The organism is Kingella pumchi (assembly GCF_022288825.1).
Taxonomy (GTDB): Bacteria; Pseudomonadota; Gammaproteobacteria; order Burkholderiales; family Neisseriaceae; genus Kingella_D; species Kingella_D pumchi.
Genome location: NZ_JAKOOW010000033.1, coordinates 1 through 15,304, shown reverse-complemented (window position 1 = coordinate 15,304; position 15,304 = coordinate 1). Strand labels below are relative to the sequence as shown.

Here is a 15,304-nt window from a genome sequence, read left to right as displayed (position 1 = left end):
TTTCGTTTCAGGTTTCAGACGGCCTCTGCGCCAACCTCAGACGCACGGCGCACGATATCGGCCAGTTTCAAAGTGTTTTCAAGCTGTTGCAACACGGTATCGTCGTAAGCCGCGCCTTTGCCGGTAACGGCAAGCTGCAAAATGCTGTCGGTCAGGCGCACAATGCGCCACATCAGCTCGCGCTCGTATTTCTGCAAATCGGGCTGCGCGGCCTCTTCGGGCAGGTCGGCGGCCAGCGTGGCGGCCAAATCGGGCAGCTGCTCAAACAGCCGCGCCACGATGTGCGAGTGCACGCCCGCCTGTTTTTCGGCGTTTAACACGTTGCGTCTGGCCGTCTGAAAAAACTGCTCCTGTGCCGTGAGCGCGGATTCGTAATCGCGCGTCTGCGTGTGCGCGAGCCGCGCCTGCTTCAACAATTCACGGATTTTTTCCGACGGCGTATTCGCGCCTTCAATTTTTAACTCTGCAATAAAATCAGCGTCTTCCTGCGTAATTCGCACGCTCACGGGAATGCGGTTGCCTGCGTTCATTTCCATTTATCCTGTTTTGTATTCATTTGTATGCGAATATACATGAAACATTTTCAGTTTTCAATTAAACTGCGAAAAAAACAAAAACAAAATCACAATTCAATGTTTAAAAAGAAAAATAATAAAGATACAAATGTGTGCAAATGCAACACGCCCGCCATAAAAAGGCAGCCTGAAAACCGTGATTGGATTTCAGGCTGCTTTTTTCGTTTCGCCACCGCCCTTCAGGCTGCCTGCCCAAGCAGCCTGAAAGACAAATTCTGCTGCCGATCACGCACCGCGGCGAAAAAACAGTAGAATGCCCGTTTACGCAAACTTACAAAACCGCCATGCCCGCTCCGCTTTTGCTTGCCGATAACAGCTTCGATACCGCCCTCCACAGCTGGGCGGACAACGAGCAGCGGCTGATCGACTGCGCCCAAGCCGCCGGCTGCGATGCCGTGCTGGTGTTTTGCGGCGAAGACGGCATCGTGGTGCCGCGCAGCTACCGCAGCAAGCCCGGCTTTGACCAAGCCTGCGCTACGCTGGCGGCCGACGGCTTGCCGGTGCATGTGCGCCTGTCGGGCGGCGGCGTGGTGCCGCAGTCGCCCGCCGTGGTCAATCTGTATTGGGCGCGGCCGCTATTGAGCGAGCAGCCGGTACGCGATGCCGAGCAGCAGTATCTGGCGCTGTGCGCACTGCTGGAGCGGCTGTTTGCCGAGATCGGCATCGCCACCGGCTATCAGGCGGTGGCCGGCTCGTTTTGCGACGGCCGTTTCAATCTGGCCGCCGGCGGCCGCAAAATCGCCGGCACCGCGCAATACTGGCAGCGCCGCCGCGGCACGCCCAACGGCTACACCGCCCTGCTTTCGGCGGTAATCCTTGCCGGCGATGCCGCCGCGCTGACCGGGCGCGCCAACTGCTTTGAAGCAGCGCTGGGCAGCGATACGCGCTACCGTGCCGATGCCTGCATCGCCGCCGCCGAACATGCCGATACCGATGCCCCAAAACTGGCCGCCGTTTTGCGCCGGCTGCTGGCCGAAGCAGCCTGAAAACTTACGGCATGGCAACGACTCCGTTTGCCTGAAACCGGAATTCAGGCTGCCCGCATACCGCGCTAAGCAGCCTGAAAGCCTGCCGCCCCAATCCATTTGCCCAAGTTTGCCATGAAAAAACTGCGTGTATTTTTATTGTTGTCTGCCTTGATTTTTGTGCTGCTGTTTGCCGTGCCGCAGTATCTGATCCGGCAGGAAATCGCCGCCGCCCAAGACGATTTGGCGCGGCTGGCAGTCAAACCGGCGCCGGCGCAAACCGCAGGCGGCGATGCGCTGTGGCTTTTGGGCTACCGTGCCGAAAGCGCTGCCGAACGCGAGCGTATGATGGCAACGTACCGGCCGCTGCTGATGCGCGGAAGCCGGCCGCCGGCGCTGGCCGAATACGAACTGCCGCAACCAGAGAACGGAGAATTTACCTGTGGCAGCGGCAAAAGCGCCGCCGACTGTCTGGCAGAAATACGTGGGAATCTGCCGCAATACCGCGATCAGGCCGAAAAATATCGGGAGCTGCTGGCCAATATCGACCGGCTGGCGGACTACGATGCTTTTGCCCAGTCCGGCTGGCCGAACGATCACACCGGTTCGTCCGATATGGCACTACCCCGGTTGCAGCATCTGTTTCTCAGCGTTCCCACCGCCGCGCTGGATTGGGCGGACGGCCGGCAGCAGGCGGCGCTGGTGCGCGTTTGCCGCAGCCTGAAAACCGGACGCACCCTGCTGCAAGGGCGCCCAAATATGCTCTATCCGATGGTCGGCAATGCGCTGATTCAAAAACACACCGCGCTGGCAGCGCAAATGCTGGCGGAAGATCCGTCATGGGCAAAGCGCCTGCCCAAAGAATGCGACGACGCCTTTGCCGTACTGTCGCCGCAAGAGCAAAACCTGTGCACCGCAGTACAGGACGAATTTCACGCTTCGGCCAATCTGCTGCGTAAAATGTCGCCCGAGTGGTCGCCGCGCAAAATGTTTACCGTTATGGCTCTAGCCGCAAATATGAGCGATGAAGACAGCATCGGTTCTCTCCGTGTACCGCGCTGGATGATATGGGTGCCGGTGATGGACATCGAACACAGCCGCGCCCGCAGCGCCGCCTATTATGCACAGGGCTGCAACGCCGAAACGGCCGCCGCTCTCGAACGCGACCAAGCCATCATCTGGCAGCCGCCCGCCCAAGCAAGCTGGAAACAGCTCTGGGCCTGCAGCAACAACGGCCAGGGCTGCGTGCTCTCCGATATTGCGCTCACTTCCTGGGACAGCTATTTCCAACATGTGCAGGACAGCGCCATGCAGCAGCGCGCCTTTCAGGCTGCCCTGGCGCTTTACCGTCTGCCCGCCGCCGAGCGCCGCGGCGCAATCGGCCGCATTTTGGCGGAGCATTCCAGCCCGTCGCGCCGGCTGGTGTGGAACGAACAAAACAGCAGCATCGGCTTTGCGCGCTACAGCAAACACCAAACTGAAAGCAGCGACATTCCCGTCAACCTGCGCTAAACTTTTCAGGCTGCCTACAGGGCGGCAATACCGCGGCAAAGCAGCCTGAAAAACCTGCCGCCGCACCCGCTACATAAGGAGAAAAAATGGACTACCCGCGCCACCTGCTCAAACTCACCGATTTCACCCCCGACCAAATCAACGCCCTGCTCGATCTGGCCGCCGAACTGAAAGCCGCCAAAAAAGCCGGCCGCGAAACCCAACGCCTGCGCGGCAAAAACATTGCGCTGATCTTTGAAAAAACCTCCACCCGCACCCGCTGCGCCTTTGAAATTGCCGCGCATGACCAGGGCGCCAAGGTAACCTATCTGGAACCGGGCAGCAGCCAGATCGGCCACAAAGAAAGCATCAAAGACACCGCCCGCGTGCTCGGGCGCATGTACGACGGCATCGAATACCGCGGCCACGGCCACGAAACCATAGAAGAGCTGGCGCGTTATGCCGGCGTGCCGGTGTTCAACGGCCTAACCGACCGCTACCACCCCACCCAAAGCCTGGCCGATTTGCTGACCATGCGCGAACACAGCGGCAAAGCCCTTGCCCAAACCGCCTATGCCTACGTTGGCGACGCCCGCTGCAATATGGGCAACTCCCTGCTGCTGGCCGGCGCGCTGATGGGCATGGACGTGCGCATCGGCGCACCGAAAGAATTGTGGCCGGACGACAGCGTAATCACACGCGCGCACGAGCTGGCCGAGCGCAACGGCGCCCGCATCCTGCTCACCGACAACCCGCAGCAGGCCGTTGCCGGCGTCGATTTTATCCATACCGATGTTTGGGTCAGCATGGGCGAGCCGCCGGAAATCTGGCAGCAGCGCATCGACCTGCTGCGCCCCTACCGCGTCGGCACCGAACTAATGGCCGCCGCCGGCACGCCGCAAGTCAAATTCATGCACTGCCTGCCCGCCTTCCACAACCGCGAAACCAAAATCGGCGAATGGATCTACCAAACCTTCGGTTTGGACGGCGTGGAAGTGAGCGAAGAAGTATTCGAAGGCGCCGCCAGCATCGTTTTCGACCAGGCCGAAAACCGCATGCACACCATTAAAGCAGCGCTGGTCGCCCTGCTCGACCGCCCGCCGCAGGCAGCCTGAAAGCCGGCAAACGGTTTTTCAGGCTGCCTTTGAAACCGTTTGCCGCCGCTCCGTTTTACCGCTTTCAGGCTGCTTTTTTCTCCGAGCCAACCCAAGCAGCCTGAAAACGCCAAACAGACAAAACCACCGCCGGATCGCACTCCGGCGGCGGTTTTGCCGTTTTCAGGCTGCCTTTAGCTACAGCGCGCGGTGCTGCTGCGCCCAGCGGCTGCATTTTTCCAGATACCACACCAGCGCCACCGCGGCGGCGGCCAGCGAAGCAATCAGCGCCGCCCAAAAGCCGTACACCCCCATGCCGGCGTGGTGGGCGAGCAGATAGCCGGGCAGCAGCCCCAGCCCCCAAAAGGCGATGCCGTGGATCACCATCGGCGCGCGGGTGATTTTGTAGCCGCGCAGGGCGTAAGAAGCGATGCACTGGGTGAAATCGAAAAACTGAAACACCGCGGCAAACAGCAGAATATTGGCGGCAATCGCAATCACCGCAGCATCGCCGGTGTAAAACGACGCCAGCGTGCGGCGGAACAACACCAGCACCGTCAGCGTCAGCAGCGCCAGCGCCCAGCCCATCGCCAGCGACACGCCGGCAATGTAGCGGGCGCGGGCAAACTGGCGCCGTCCCAGCGCGAAACCGATGCGCACGGTGGTCGCCGCGCCCACCGCCGAGGGCACCATATACACCACGCTGGTGATGCTGATCACCACCTGCTGCGCCGATACCGTGTCTTGGCCGAAATTGGCAATCAGCCACACAATCAGGGTAAACAGGCTGGCTTCAAGGAAATAAGACAGCCCGATCGGCCAGCCCAGCTGCCAAATCCGCCGCTGCGCCGCCTTGTGCGGCAGGCTGAAACGCGCCGTCAGACCGAAAGCGGCAAAATACGGATTGCGCACGATATGGCCGCCCAAAGCCGCCGCGCTAAACCAAAACACCAGCGCCGTCGCCAGCCCGCAGCCGGCGCCGCCCATCGCCGGCAGGCCGAGTTTGCCGTACACAAACACATAATTGAGCGGCACGTTCAGCAGCAGCGCCGCCCAGCTCGTCCACATCAGCGGCTTGGGGCGGTCAAGGCTGGAAGCATAGGCATAAAGCGCACGGTAAACCATCGCCGCCGGCATCGCCAGCGCCACATAAAACAGATAATCGCCCAGCGTATCCAGCACATAAGCGCCGTAGCCCTTGCCCGCCAGATAGCCCTGCAGCGGCTTGATCAAAGCCATCATCAGCAGCATACCCGCCGCGCCCAGACCCAGGCCGAACCACATGCCCTGGCGGCCGGTTTCGCCGATTTCGCCCTGCTCGCCCGCGCCGTGCTGCTGGGCGATCATCGGATTGAGCGCGGTCATAATCCCCAAAAAAGTGATGAACACCGTGGCAAACACCGCACTGCCCAGCGCCACCGCCGCCAAATCGTCCTTGCCCGCCCGCCCCGCCATCACGGTATCGACCACGCCCACGCCCACCGACGCTATCTGCGCCAGCAGCATCGGCAGCGCCAGCGACACCAGCTTGCCGGATTCAGAACGAAAAGAAGACGGGGAAAAACGGTTCAGGTTCAAAAGCATGGTTCAAACAATCGGAAAAACGACCGGCCGCACCTTTCAGGCAGCCTGAAAAGCCGGCACAGCATAAAAACAGCAGCCAAAAGCCGCGCATCTTAACCGATAGCCGCCGCTTTTGACAGCCGCCCCAACCCCGCCGCCGGCAAGAAAAAGCAGCCTGAAAAGCCGTTTTAGCGTTTTCAGGCTGCTTTGCTAATTCCGCGCCACCCTGCCGGCATGCGGCGCCGGCTGATTCAAATGCCGGCACCGCCCGCGCGGCAGCTGTTGGTTTTCAGGCTGCCTAAAAGTACCAAGCAGCCTGAAAATAGTTTGATTCGGTTTTCAGGCTGCCTGAAAGCACCAGGCAGCCTGAAAATACGGTTAATCAGCCAATCAGCCCTTCAGCGGGCGGATGCCGACGGCGTCGCGCACTTGGTCGAGCAGCTCGCGGGCGCGTTTGCGGGCGCGCTGGGCGCCGGCCTGCAGGATGTCTTCGATGCGCTGCGGGTGGGCGGTGAGCTCGTGGTAGCTTTCGGTGTAGCCGTCGAGCTCCGCGCCGATTTTGGCGGCGAGCATTTTTTTCGCTTCGCCCCAGGCCAGGCCGTCGGCGAGCGCTTGGGCGAAGGCGGCGGTTTCGGCGGGGGTGGCGAAGGCTTTGTAGATGTCGAACACCGGGCTTTCGTCGGTGCCTTTGGGCTCGCCCGGCGCTTTTAGGTTGGTAACGATTTTGTTGACCATTTTCTGCCGCTCTTTGGGCGTTTGGAACAGCGGGATGGTGTTGCCGTAACTTTTGCTCATTTTGCGGCCGTCCAAGCCCACTAAGAGTTCGACCTGCTCGTCGATGCGGGCTTCGGGCAGCACAAACAGCTCTTTGAAACGGTGGTTGAAGCGGGCGGCGATGTCGCGCGCCATTTCGACGTGCTGGATTTGGTCGCGGCCGACCGGCACGGTGTCGGCGTTGAACATCAGGATGTCGGCGCTCATCAGCACGGGGTAGCTGTAAAGCCCCATTTCGATGCCGTGGTCGGCGTCTTCCTGGCCGTTGTCGAGATTGTCCTGCACCGCGGCTTTGTAGGCGTGGGCGCGGTTCATCAGGCCTTTGGCGGTGATACAGGTCAGAATCCAGTTTAATTCCAGGATTTCGGGGATATCGGACTGACGGTAGAAGGTGGTGCGCTCGGTATCAAGGCCGCAGGCAAGCCAGGTGGCGGCCACGGCGCGGGTGGATTCGTGGATGCGCTCGGGCTCGTGGCATTTGATCAGGCCGTGGTAGTCGGCCAGAAACAGGAAAGATTCGGCGCCGCCTTCGGCTGCGGCGCGGATGGCGGGGCGGATGGCGCCGACGTAGTTGCCCAGATGGGGAATGCCGGTGGTGGTAACGCCGGTCAGGACGCGTTTGGTACTCATGCTGTGCTTTCTGTTTGCTCAACTGCCCGCCGGCGCGGCAAAACGGCCGGCGGCGGGGATAAAAAAGGTCGAATCTTAGCACAGGCAGCCTGAAACCGCGCGGGCCGAAACCGCCGCATCCGCGCGGTCGCCCGCTACACGGCAGGCAGCGTATCCGCAGGCGGTACCGCCGTCCGCCGCAGCGGCGGCTTTAATGCTAGAATGGATTTGTTCCGATACCGTATTGCATCCATGTACGCATTTATCCACACCCACGGCAAATGGATCCGCATCCTTACTTACAGCGCGCTGATACTCGCCGCCGTCTATATCGGCGCCTATGCCTCGCTCTACCGCCTGTCCGAACACGACACTCTGCAGCTGGAAGCGCAGGCTGCGTTGCAGGGCAAAAACCGCACCGTGCGCTTTGCCGAGCGCATCGACCGCCGTCTCTTTCCCCGCCCCACCGTTACCCTTTACCACGCCGAGCTGAGCGAAGCCGGCGGCGGCCGCACTGCCTTTGAAGTCGAAGAAATCCGCATCGGCATGGCGTGGAAAAGCCTGTGGGACGAGCCGGAAGTGGAAAAACTCACTCTCGAAAACGTCCGCGCCGACATCAATATCAACGACGAAGGCGTGTGGGACATCGCCGATTTGTTCCAATCCGCCGCGCGTCCCAGCCCGCGTTTCAACCGCGTCAATATCCGCAACGGCACCCTTACCCTGCGCGAAAACGGCCGCCGCTGGCAGCTGGGCGCCGTCGATTTCACCATGACCCGCGCCGACGCCGAAAACCAGCCCTACACCCTGAGCGCACGGCTCGAAGAACAAGACCTGCGGCTGGACATCAGCGCCGCCGGCACCGTCGGCTGGGACGGCAAAACCTTCTCGCTGCCCGATCTGGCCGCCGATTTTTCGGGCGAAGAACACAGCTACGGCTTTTCAGGCAGCCTGAAAAGTTCGCTGCGCTTTGCCGGCGGCACGCCCGCGGCCGACAAAACCACCCTCACCCTCAACAGCAAACGCTACGACAGCAGCCTGAATCTCAGCGCCGATGCCGCCGCGTGGCAAAACGGCCGCGCCACCATCGGCAACCTCAACGCCGTTTTCACCGCCGCCGAAGGCAGCCGCCGCTACAACGGCACCCTTACCAGCCCCAAAGTCAGCGGCAGCGGCAAAGTGTGGAGCAGCGACGAAACCGTCTTCAACCTCAACACCGAAGCCCCCGGCCAAGATCCGCTCAGCCTCAAGCTCGACGGCAGCGCCCAATGGCGCGACGGCACGCTCTCGGTGCCCGAGTTCAAACTCATCAGCCAGCAAAACGGCGCCGACGGCCGCCAGCGCTTCGTTTCCGAATGGGAAGGCAGCCTGAAACTGCCCGCCAGCGGCAACTGGCAGTTCCAAGCCCAAGGGCTGTTCGACCGCCAGCCGGCCAAAATCGAATTTTCCCGCAGCGGCGACAACATCGGCGGCAGCGCCAATCTCGCCAAACTCAACGCCGCGCCCTATCTCGACCTGCTGCAAAGCGAAACCGCCGCCAGCCCCTACCCCGAATGGCACGACCGCAAACTCAAGCTCAAAGTCGATCTGGCGCTGGGCATGCTCGAACTGCCGGGGCTGAACGTCGAAAACATCGCCGCCACCCTCAACGCCGACGCCGAAGAAGCCCGCTTTGATCCTTTGTCGGCCGAACTCTACAGCGGCCGCACCAGCGGCAGCTTCACCGTGCGCAACACCGTGCCCACCGAATACCGCCTGAAACAAAACGCCGAAAACGTCGAACTGCTGCCGATGCTGCAGGATCTGCTGCGCTACAGCGCCATCAGCGGCAAAGGCCGCGCTATTTTCGATCTGTCGGCCAAAGGCTCCGGCCGCCGCGAGCTGCTCGCCAGCCTTTCCGGCAGCCTGAAATTCGACGTGGCCGACGGTCAATGGCTCGGCATCAACCTGCGCGCGCTGGCGCAGGGCCTGCTCGACAAAAAAGGCGGCGGCCCCACCGTCCACACCCCGTTTTCCCGCTTCGAGCTGGAGAGCACGATTGAAAACGGCATCAGCCGCAATACCGTCAAAGCCCGCCTGACCGACCCCGCCGTCGATATGAGCGGCAGCGGCGAAACCAATCTTGCCGAAGGCACCGTCAGCGAAAGCGTGCTGCTGCACAACGGCGAAGGCACGCCGCCGCTGCCGGTACGCATCAGCGGCACCCTCGACAAACCCACCGTCAGCCTCGACTACCAGCAGATTACCGCCGGCATCACCGACCCCGAAGCCAAGAAAAAAGCCGTCCAAGACGCCCTTTCCGGCCAATGGCAATGGCTCAAACGGCAAAAATAACCGGTTTCAGGCAGCCTGAAAGCCCGTTGCAGCGTTTTCAGGCTGCTTTTTACCCCTTTTTATCAGGGAACGACCATGAATCCCCAGCCCAACCTCACCCCGAACAAACCCGGCAAACGCGGCCTGGCACGCATCTTTGCCGCCCTCGGCTATTCGCGCGACGGCCTGGCTGCCGCCTGGCAGTACGAAGCCGCCTTCCGCCAGCTGGTGTGGCTGCACGCCGCGCTGCTGGTTGTGCAGTTTTTCTGCGATTTCGATACGCCGGTGCGCATGCTGCTTTTGGGCGTGTCTTTTTTGTCGCTGATTACCGAAGCCCTTAATTCCGCCATCGAAGCGGCCGTCGACTATATTTCCAGCGAACGCCACCCGCTGGCCAAGCGTGCCAAAGACCTGGGTTCGGCGGCGCAGCTGTTGGCGCTGGTGATGACCGCGCTGCTGTGGCTGATGGCGCTGTACGGCTGAGCGGCGGCATCGTTTTTCAGGCTGCCGCCAACAGCCCAAACACCGCTTTCAGGCTGCTTCAAGCGTTTTGACTATTTTTCAGGAATCCGAGCATGAACAAACTCTCCGCCCTGTGCGCCGCCCTGCTCTTGGCCGCCTGCGGCAATCCGCACGAGCGCTACGTCGGCCACTGGCAGCCCGCCGCCCGGGGCGCCGATCCCTACCGCGTACTCGAAATCGGCAAAAGCGCCGACGGCAGCTACCGGCTGCGGCGCGATGTTTTGGGCGCCCATCCCGCCGACGAAACCCTGCTCGCGCTGGCCGACGGCAGCCTGAGCAACACCGGCGGCAGCCGGCTGACGCTCTCGGACGACGGCCAAACCCTGCAACTGGCCGATGCGCCCTACCGCCGTCTCCCCGACAGCGAAATCGAGCCGCTGCGCGCGCAGGCGCAGTCCGCCGCCGCCGAGCAGGAAAACAACCGCCAGCGCTGCCAAAGCCTGCTGGCCGAATACGCCAACCGCAAGCTGGCGCTGGGCAAGCCCGACGTCACCACGCCCAAAGAAGTGTGGAGCGAAGTGGTCGAGCAGCACCAGCGCCTGGAAGCCGAATACCGCGCCAAAACCCGACAAATCCGCGGCTGCTCGCTGTAAGGCAGCCTGAAAACCTTTTTTCATTCCACTTTAAGGAGTTTCGCCGTGAAAAAACTGTTCGCCCTGTTTACCGTTTTGCTGCTGGCCGCCTGCAGCAAAGGCCACGAGCGCTACGAAGGCTATTGGAAGATGGAAAACGTTTCCTTCCAATACCTGATTCAAATCCAAAAAACCGACGACGGCAGCTATCTGCTCAAAGACGACGTGCTCGGCGGCAGCGGCAGCAGCCAGGCGCTTGAGCCGCAGGACAAAGGCGTGCTCGCGCTGGCCGGCGGCGAAGCGCTGGAGCTTTCGGACGACGGCGCCACGCTGAAGATGGGCAAAGCCGCCTACCGCCGCATCGACGATGCCGAAGCCGCCGCGCTGCAGCAGGCCGCGCAGCAGGAAATCGCCAAGCAAAAGGCGGTGCAGGCGGAAAATCTGCGCCGCTGTCAGGAAAACAGCGCCGCCTATCAGAAAGAAAAAGCCGCGCTGCGGCAGGGGCGCGGTGCAGCGGCAAAAAACGAAGCCGCCCTGTCCGTCGAATACCGCCGGCGCGCGCTCAAAATCCCCGGCTGCCATCTGGCGGCGGACTAAACTTTCAGGCTGCCCCATACCGGCAGCCTGAAAAGCACTTTGCCTAAGCGGCAACATTTTTTTACAATACGCTTTTTTTGGCGACGGGAGAAAGCGATGAATCCTTTGCAGTTTGTCCGCGAAGCCCAGGCTCTGGTCCACCGCGACGAAGCAGGAAAACTGCTGGCGGAAGCCAAGTGGCGGCGCCTGAACGCCCACACCATCGAAGTGTTCCACACCCATGTGGACGACAGCCTGCGCGGCCAGGGCGCCGGCAACCAGCTGTTGGACGCGATGGAAAAACTGGCGGCGCAGGAAGGCTGGAGCGTGCGCGCCAGCTGTCCGTTTGCCCAGCGCCGTTTTAGCGCAGCCTGAAACCTTTTCAGGCTGCTTCTCCGACAAAAAGCAGCCTGAAAAAGCCGCCGCGGCCATAACAAAGCAGCCTGAAAATCTTTTCAGGCTGCCTTTTCGCAAACAGCATTTAGGGCGCGCGGATAATGGTATAGACGCTGCTCAAATCGTAAACCTTGTAGCGCGCCGGCTCGCGGCGGTTTTCGCCGGCGTAGCTCAGCACCAAACCCTGCCGCCGCGCTTCGTCCACCCAGCCGACAAACAGGCCGCTGTGTTCGTTGCCGCGGTAATCGTGGTTCACATAATACAGCCAGTCGCCCGGGCGGATTTGGCTGCTGTCGGCATAGGGGCCGCCTTTCAGGCTGCCTTTGTGCACAGTTTGGCGGCTGTTGCGCGGCACGCCGGCGCGGGTAAACACCAAATCCAGATAGTCCCAGCAGCCGCCCTTAACGATAACGCGCTCGAACAAAGTCATTTTGCGCGCCTGCTCCAACACCGCGCGCGCCTTGCCGCTGCTTTGGCGCTCGGCCGCCGCAATCAGCGCATCATCGCCGGCAGCCGCATTGACGCTGCGGCCGGCAGACGACTTGGACTGAATTTTGGGACGGCCGGCTTTTTTGGGCGCGCCGCCGCAGGAAGCCAAGAGCAGGGCGCAGGCGGCGGGCAGCAGAAATCGGGCGTAAGGCAACACGGCGTCTTCCTCCAATCAAACAAAAACGGCCGCCACTCTAACACAAAGCGCCGCCACAGGCTTTCAGGCTGCCTGAAAAAGCGGCGGCGCCAAACACAAACACAAACCATAAGGACAACATCCATGAACCCCGAAACCGAACGCGACAGCATGCAGTACGACGTCGTGATCGTCGGCGCCGGCCCGGCCGGGCTGGCGGCAGCCATCCGCATCAAGCAGCTTGCCGAAAAAGAAGAACGCGACATCAGCGTCTGCGTGCTGGAAAAAGGCAGCGAAGTCGGCGCCCACGTGCTCTCGGGCGCGGTGCTCGATCCGGTTTCGCTCACCGAGCTGCTACCCAACTGGCGCGAAACCGGCGCGCCGCTCACCTGCGCGGTGCGCGAAGACAAAGTGCTGTTTCTCACCAAAAAACGTGCTTTCAGGCTGCCTACTGCGCCCAGCTTCCAAAACCACGGCAACTACATCATCAGCCTCGGCCTGCTCACCCGCTGGCTGGCGGAGCAGGCGGAAAACCTCGGCGTCGAAATCTATGCCGGTTTTGCCGTCGCCCAAGTGCTCTACCACCCCGACGGCTCGGTTAAAGGCGTCGCCACCGGCGATATGGGCGTGGAAAAAGACGGCACGCGCGGCGACAACTACCAGCCGGGGATGGAGTTGCACGCGCAGCAAACCCTGTTTGCCGAAGGCGCACGCGGCTCGCTGACCAAAACCCTGATCCGCCGCTTCAATCTGGATGCCGGCAGCCAGCCGCAAACCTACGGCATCGGCATCAAAGAAATCTGGGAAGTGCCGCCCGGCCAGTCGCAAAGCGGGCTGGCGGTGCACACCACCGGCTGGCCGCTCGATACCAAAACCTACGGCGGCTCCTTTATCTACCATATGGACGACAACCAAATCGCCATCGGCTTTGTGGTCGGGCTGGACTATCAAAACCCCTATCTCTCGCCCTTTGAAGAATTCCAGCGTTTCAAAAATCACCCCGCCATCCGCCCAATGCTCGCCGGCGGCCGCCGCATCGCCTACGGCGCGCGCGCGCTGGTCGAAGGCGGCCTGCAGTGCCTGCCCAAACTCAGCTTCCCCGGCGGCGCCCTGATTGGCGACGGCGCCGGCTTTCTCAACGTACCGCGCATCAAAGGCACCCACACCGCCATCAAATCCGGCATGCTCGCCGCCGAAGCGCTGCTGCCGCTTTTGGCAGACTGCAGCGAAGGGCAGCCTGAAAGCAATCCCGAAGCCGCATCCTACCAGCAGCTTTTCGAGCAAAGCTGGCTCTACCGCGAACTCCACGCCGCCCGCAATATCCGCCCTTCCTTCAAATGGGGCATGTGGCCGGCCTTTGCCTACACCGCGCTCGAACAATATATTTTCAAAGGCCGCACACCGTGGACGATCAAACACCACGGCACCGACCACGGCAGCCTGAAAAAAGCCGCCGCCTGCCGCCCCATCAACTACCCCAAGCCCGACAACGAAATCAGTTTCGATCGCTTAAGCAGCGTGTTTCTCGCCAATCTGTCGCACGAAGAAAACCAACCCGTACACCTGAAACTGCGCGACCCCGCGCTTGCCATCAGCCTCAACTACCGCGAATACGCCAGCCCGGAAACCCGCTACTGCCCCGCCGGCGTTTACGAAATCGTCGAAGAAAACGGTCGCCCCGAGTTGCGCATCAACGCCGCCAACTGCGTGCAGTGCAAAACCTGCGACATCAAAGACCCCAGCCAAAACATCGAATGGACCTGCCCCGAAGGCGGCAGCGGCCCCAACTACGGCGCGATGTAGGCAGCCTGAAAAAGCGTTTGCCCACACCGCCCCCTGCCCCACCCAAAGCGAAAAACGTTTTCAGGCTGCATCCGTCCAAACAATCGAATCAACAAACTTTCAGGCTGCCCGCACCACGCGCGGTAGCCTGAAAACAGCTGTAGGGTGCGCACCGCGCACCATCACACCGGCCTGACTTTTCAGGCTGCCTTAATATCCCCCACGCAAAAACTTTTATTTCTGTATTGACAGAAATAACCGCAATCCCTAAACTGCGCGCCATGAAACTGAATCCGACTACTGAAAAATTCGTCCTGCACTGGGGCGAGATGGGTGCCAAATGGGGCGTGAACCGCACCGTGGCGCAGATTCACGCGCTGCTCTACATTATCGGGCGGCCGATGAATGCCGAAGAAATCGTCGAAACCCTCGGCGTGGCGCGCTCGAATGTCAGCACCAGCATCAAAGAGCTGCAAAGCTGGCAGTTGGTGCAGACAGTACACATTATGGGCGATCGGCGCGACCACTTTGCCACTTCCGACGATGTATGGACGCTGTTTCGCACCATTGTTGCCGAGCGCCAGCGCCGCGAAATCGAGCCGACTTTGCAGTTTCTGCAAACGCTGATGGAAAGCCCCGAGTTTGCCCAGGAAAACGAAGACGTGCGCCGCCGCATCAGCCAAACCCGCGACTTTATCGGCACGCTCACCGCCTGGACCAACGAAATGCTGCGCCTGTCGGTGGGCGCGATGGCCAAAATCCTGAAACTGGGCGCGGGAATACAGAAGCTGCTGCGTTAGGCGCAGTACCGCGATTTCAGGCAGCCTGAAAGGCAAACCATGAGCACTTTGATGATTTTTCCCTTAGCCGCCCTTGCGCTTGCCGTGTCGGCGTATGCCTATCTTGCCAAAAGGCAGCCTGAATACCCGAATGCGCGGGTGATTGCCGTGTTTACGCTGTTGGGCGGCGGCTTGGGCGGATTGCTGGTGCTGCTGGCAATCGGGCAGGCTTTTGGCGCAGGGGTTGGGGAGTTGTGGCTGCTGGGCATGGCTTTGGGCGTGGCAATGGGCACGCTGCCTGCTGCGTTGTGCGGCGTGCTGCTGGCGTTTTTGCGCGCGGAGTATTCGGGGAGCAACGTGGCTTTGGCAGTAGCGGTGGGCGCGTTGGCAAGCGCAGCGATGGGGCTGGTTTGGGCGCATGACGGCATAGCTGCTGTGTGGACTGCCTGCGTGGGTGGATTGTCGGCGGCGATTTTATCTGCCATTGTGTTGCCCAAGGCGCTGTAAACCGCGTTTCAGGCTGCCTTTGTGCGAACCATTAGGGCAGCCTGAAAGCCGAAGGCTTTAACAAAAACAGTCCCCATATCTGCAAAATTTTTGGGGCTGTACTAGATAAGCCCTAAATTTCACACCACCGGCGCAGCACTTTAAGCTGCTCGGAAGGTGCG

General features: G+C 61.2%; 15 protein-coding genes. 11 read left to right on the top strand and 4 right to left on the bottom strand.

Annotated features, from left to right (window positions below; genetic code table 11):
* Positions 1 to 14: 14 nt before the first annotated feature.
* Positions 15 to 530 carry a hypothetical protein gene (locus MB824_RS08930; RefSeq protein WP_238748269.1) on the bottom strand — a complete coding sequence of 172 codons (516 nt, stop codon included), beginning with the start codon at positions 528 to 530 and terminating at the stop codon, positions 15 to 17.
* A 329-nt stretch (positions 531 to 859) separates the two neighbouring features.
* On the opposite strand from MB824_RS08930, the gene MB824_RS08925 reads away from it, so the two are divergent.
* The 3 genes from MB824_RS08925 (at position 860) to argF (ending at position 4,146) form a co-directional block, all read left to right on the top strand.
* Positions 860 to 1,561, top strand: coding sequence for a lipoyl protein ligase domain-containing protein (locus tag MB824_RS08925; protein WP_238748134.1), 702 nt, complete (start codon positions 860 to 862; stop codon positions 1,559 to 1,561).
* A gap of 114 nt (positions 1,562 to 1,675) precedes the next feature.
* On the top strand, positions 1,676 to 3,052 hold the full coding sequence (locus MB824_RS08920) for a hypothetical protein (RefSeq protein WP_238748133.1): 1,377 nt from the start codon (positions 1,676 to 1,678) through the stop codon (positions 3,050 to 3,052).
* Positions 3,053 to 3,138: 86 nt separating this feature from the next.
* Positions 3,139 to 4,146 (top strand): ornithine carbamoyltransferase, encoded by a 1,008-nt coding sequence (argF, locus tag MB824_RS08915; protein WP_238748132.1) that lies wholly within the window; start codon positions 3,139 to 3,141, stop codon positions 4,144 to 4,146.
* A gap of 177 nt (positions 4,147 to 4,323) precedes the next feature.
* Here argF and MB824_RS08910 read toward each other — a convergent pair whose 3' ends face one another.
* Together MB824_RS08910 and trpS are read right to left on the bottom strand one after the other, a co-directional pair.
* Positions 4,324 to 5,709, bottom strand: coding sequence for an MATE family efflux transporter (locus MB824_RS08910; protein WP_238748131.1), 1,386 nt, complete (start codon positions 5,707 to 5,709; stop codon positions 4,324 to 4,326).
* Between the two features lie 369 nt (positions 5,710 to 6,078).
* Positions 6,079 to 7,092, bottom strand: coding sequence for a tryptophan--tRNA ligase (trpS, locus tag MB824_RS08905; protein ID WP_238748130.1), 1,014 nt, complete (start codon positions 7,090 to 7,092; stop codon positions 6,079 to 6,081).
* Positions 7,093 to 7,323: 231 nt separating this feature from the next.
* On the opposite strand from trpS, the gene MB824_RS08900 reads away from it, so the two are divergent.
* From MB824_RS08900 to MB824_RS08880, 5 genes are all read left to right on the top strand, one after another.
* Complete coding sequence (locus MB824_RS08900; RefSeq protein ID WP_238748129.1) at positions 7,324 to 9,405, top strand: AsmA family protein; 2,082 nt, start codon at positions 7,324 to 7,326, stop codon at positions 9,403 to 9,405.
* Between the two features lie 75 nt (positions 9,406 to 9,480).
* On the top strand, positions 9,481 to 9,867 hold the full coding sequence (locus MB824_RS08895; RefSeq protein ID WP_238748128.1) for a diacylglycerol kinase: 387 nt from the start codon (positions 9,481 to 9,483) through the stop codon (positions 9,865 to 9,867).
* Between the two features lie 92 nt (positions 9,868 to 9,959).
* On the top strand, positions 9,960 to 10,499 hold the full coding sequence (locus MB824_RS08890; protein WP_238748126.1) for a hypothetical protein: 540 nt from the start codon (positions 9,960 to 9,962) through the stop codon (positions 10,497 to 10,499).
* A 45-nt stretch (positions 10,500 to 10,544) separates the two neighbouring features.
* Positions 10,545 to 11,075: a hypothetical protein gene (locus MB824_RS08885; protein ID WP_238748125.1), complete on the top strand. Its 531-nt coding sequence runs from the start codon at positions 10,545 to 10,547 to the stop codon at positions 11,073 to 11,075.
* A gap of 96 nt (positions 11,076 to 11,171) precedes the next feature.
* Positions 11,172 to 11,429, top strand: a complete 258-nt coding sequence (locus tag MB824_RS08880) for a GNAT family N-acetyltransferase (RefSeq protein ID WP_238748124.1) — start codon at positions 11,172 to 11,174, stop codon at positions 11,427 to 11,429.
* A 106-nt stretch (positions 11,430 to 11,535) separates the two neighbouring features.
* On the opposite strand, the gene MB824_RS08875 is transcribed toward MB824_RS08880, so the two are convergent.
* Positions 11,536 to 12,096 carry a hypothetical protein gene (locus tag MB824_RS08875; RefSeq protein WP_238748123.1) on the bottom strand — a complete coding sequence of 187 codons (561 nt, stop codon included), beginning with the start codon at positions 12,094 to 12,096 and terminating at the stop codon, positions 11,536 to 11,538.
* Between the two features lie 123 nt (positions 12,097 to 12,219).
* Between MB824_RS08875 and MB824_RS08870 the strand changes: the two genes are divergently transcribed.
* The 3 genes from MB824_RS08870 to MB824_RS08860 all read left to right on the top strand — a co-directional run bounded on the left by MB824_RS08870 (position 12,220) and on the right by MB824_RS08860 (position 15,143).
* Entirely contained in the window at positions 12,220 to 13,878 is a 1,659-nt protein-coding gene (locus MB824_RS08870) for an electron transfer flavoprotein-ubiquinone oxidoreductase (protein ID WP_238748122.1), read from the top strand.
* A 260-nt stretch (positions 13,879 to 14,138) separates the two neighbouring features.
* A complete protein-coding gene (locus MB824_RS08865; protein ID WP_238748121.1) occupies positions 14,139 to 14,657 on the top strand; it encodes a GbsR/MarR family transcriptional regulator in 519 nt (172 codons plus the stop codon).
* Between the two features lie 39 nt (positions 14,658 to 14,696).
* Positions 14,697 to 15,143 (top strand): hypothetical protein, encoded by a 447-nt coding sequence (locus tag MB824_RS08860; protein WP_238748120.1) that lies wholly within the window; start codon positions 14,697 to 14,699, stop codon positions 15,141 to 15,143.
* Positions 15,144 to 15,304: the final 161 nt, after the last annotated feature.

What these genes read in the sequence shown, in the direction of transcription:
- MB824_RS08930 (WP_238748269.1), bottom strand. Translation starts at nt 530, where the DNA reads ATGAACGCAGGCAACCGCATTCCCGTGAGCGTGCGAATTACGCAGGAA.
- MB824_RS08925 (WP_238748134.1), top strand. Translation starts at nt 860, where the DNA reads ATGCCCGCTCCGCTTTTGCTTGCCGATAACAGCTTCGATACCGCCCTC.
- MB824_RS08920 (WP_238748133.1), top strand. Translation starts at nt 1,676, where the DNA reads ATGAAAAAACTGCGTGTATTTTTATTGTTGTCTGCCTTGATTTTTGTG.
- argF (WP_238748132.1), top strand. Translation starts at nt 3,139, where the DNA reads ATGGACTACCCGCGCCACCTGCTCAAACTCACCGATTTCACCCCCGAC.
- MB824_RS08910 (WP_238748131.1), bottom strand. Translation starts at nt 5,709, where the DNA reads ATGCTTTTGAACCTGAACCGTTTTTCCCCGTCTTCTTTTCGTTCTGAA.
- trpS (WP_238748130.1), bottom strand. Translation starts at nt 7,092, where the DNA reads ATGAGTACCAAACGCGTCCTGACCGGCGTTACCACCACCGGCATTCCC.
- MB824_RS08900 (WP_238748129.1), top strand. Translation starts at nt 7,324, where the DNA reads ATGTACGCATTTATCCACACCCACGGCAAATGGATCCGCATCCTTACT.
- MB824_RS08895 (WP_238748128.1), top strand. Translation starts at nt 9,481, where the DNA reads ATGAATCCCCAGCCCAACCTCACCCCGAACAAACCCGGCAAACGCGGC.
- MB824_RS08890 (WP_238748126.1), top strand. Translation starts at nt 9,960, where the DNA reads ATGAACAAACTCTCCGCCCTGTGCGCCGCCCTGCTCTTGGCCGCCTGC.
- MB824_RS08880 (WP_238748124.1), top strand. Translation starts at nt 11,172, where the DNA reads ATGAATCCTTTGCAGTTTGTCCGCGAAGCCCAGGCTCTGGTCCACCGC.
- MB824_RS08870 (WP_238748122.1), top strand. Translation starts at nt 12,220, where the DNA reads ATGAACCCCGAAACCGAACGCGACAGCATGCAGTACGACGTCGTGATC.
- MB824_RS08865 (WP_238748121.1), top strand. Translation starts at nt 14,139, where the DNA reads ATGAAACTGAATCCGACTACTGAAAAATTCGTCCTGCACTGGGGCGAG.
- MB824_RS08860 (WP_238748120.1), top strand. Translation starts at nt 14,697, where the DNA reads ATGAGCACTTTGATGATTTTTCCCTTAGCCGCCCTTGCGCTTGCCGTG.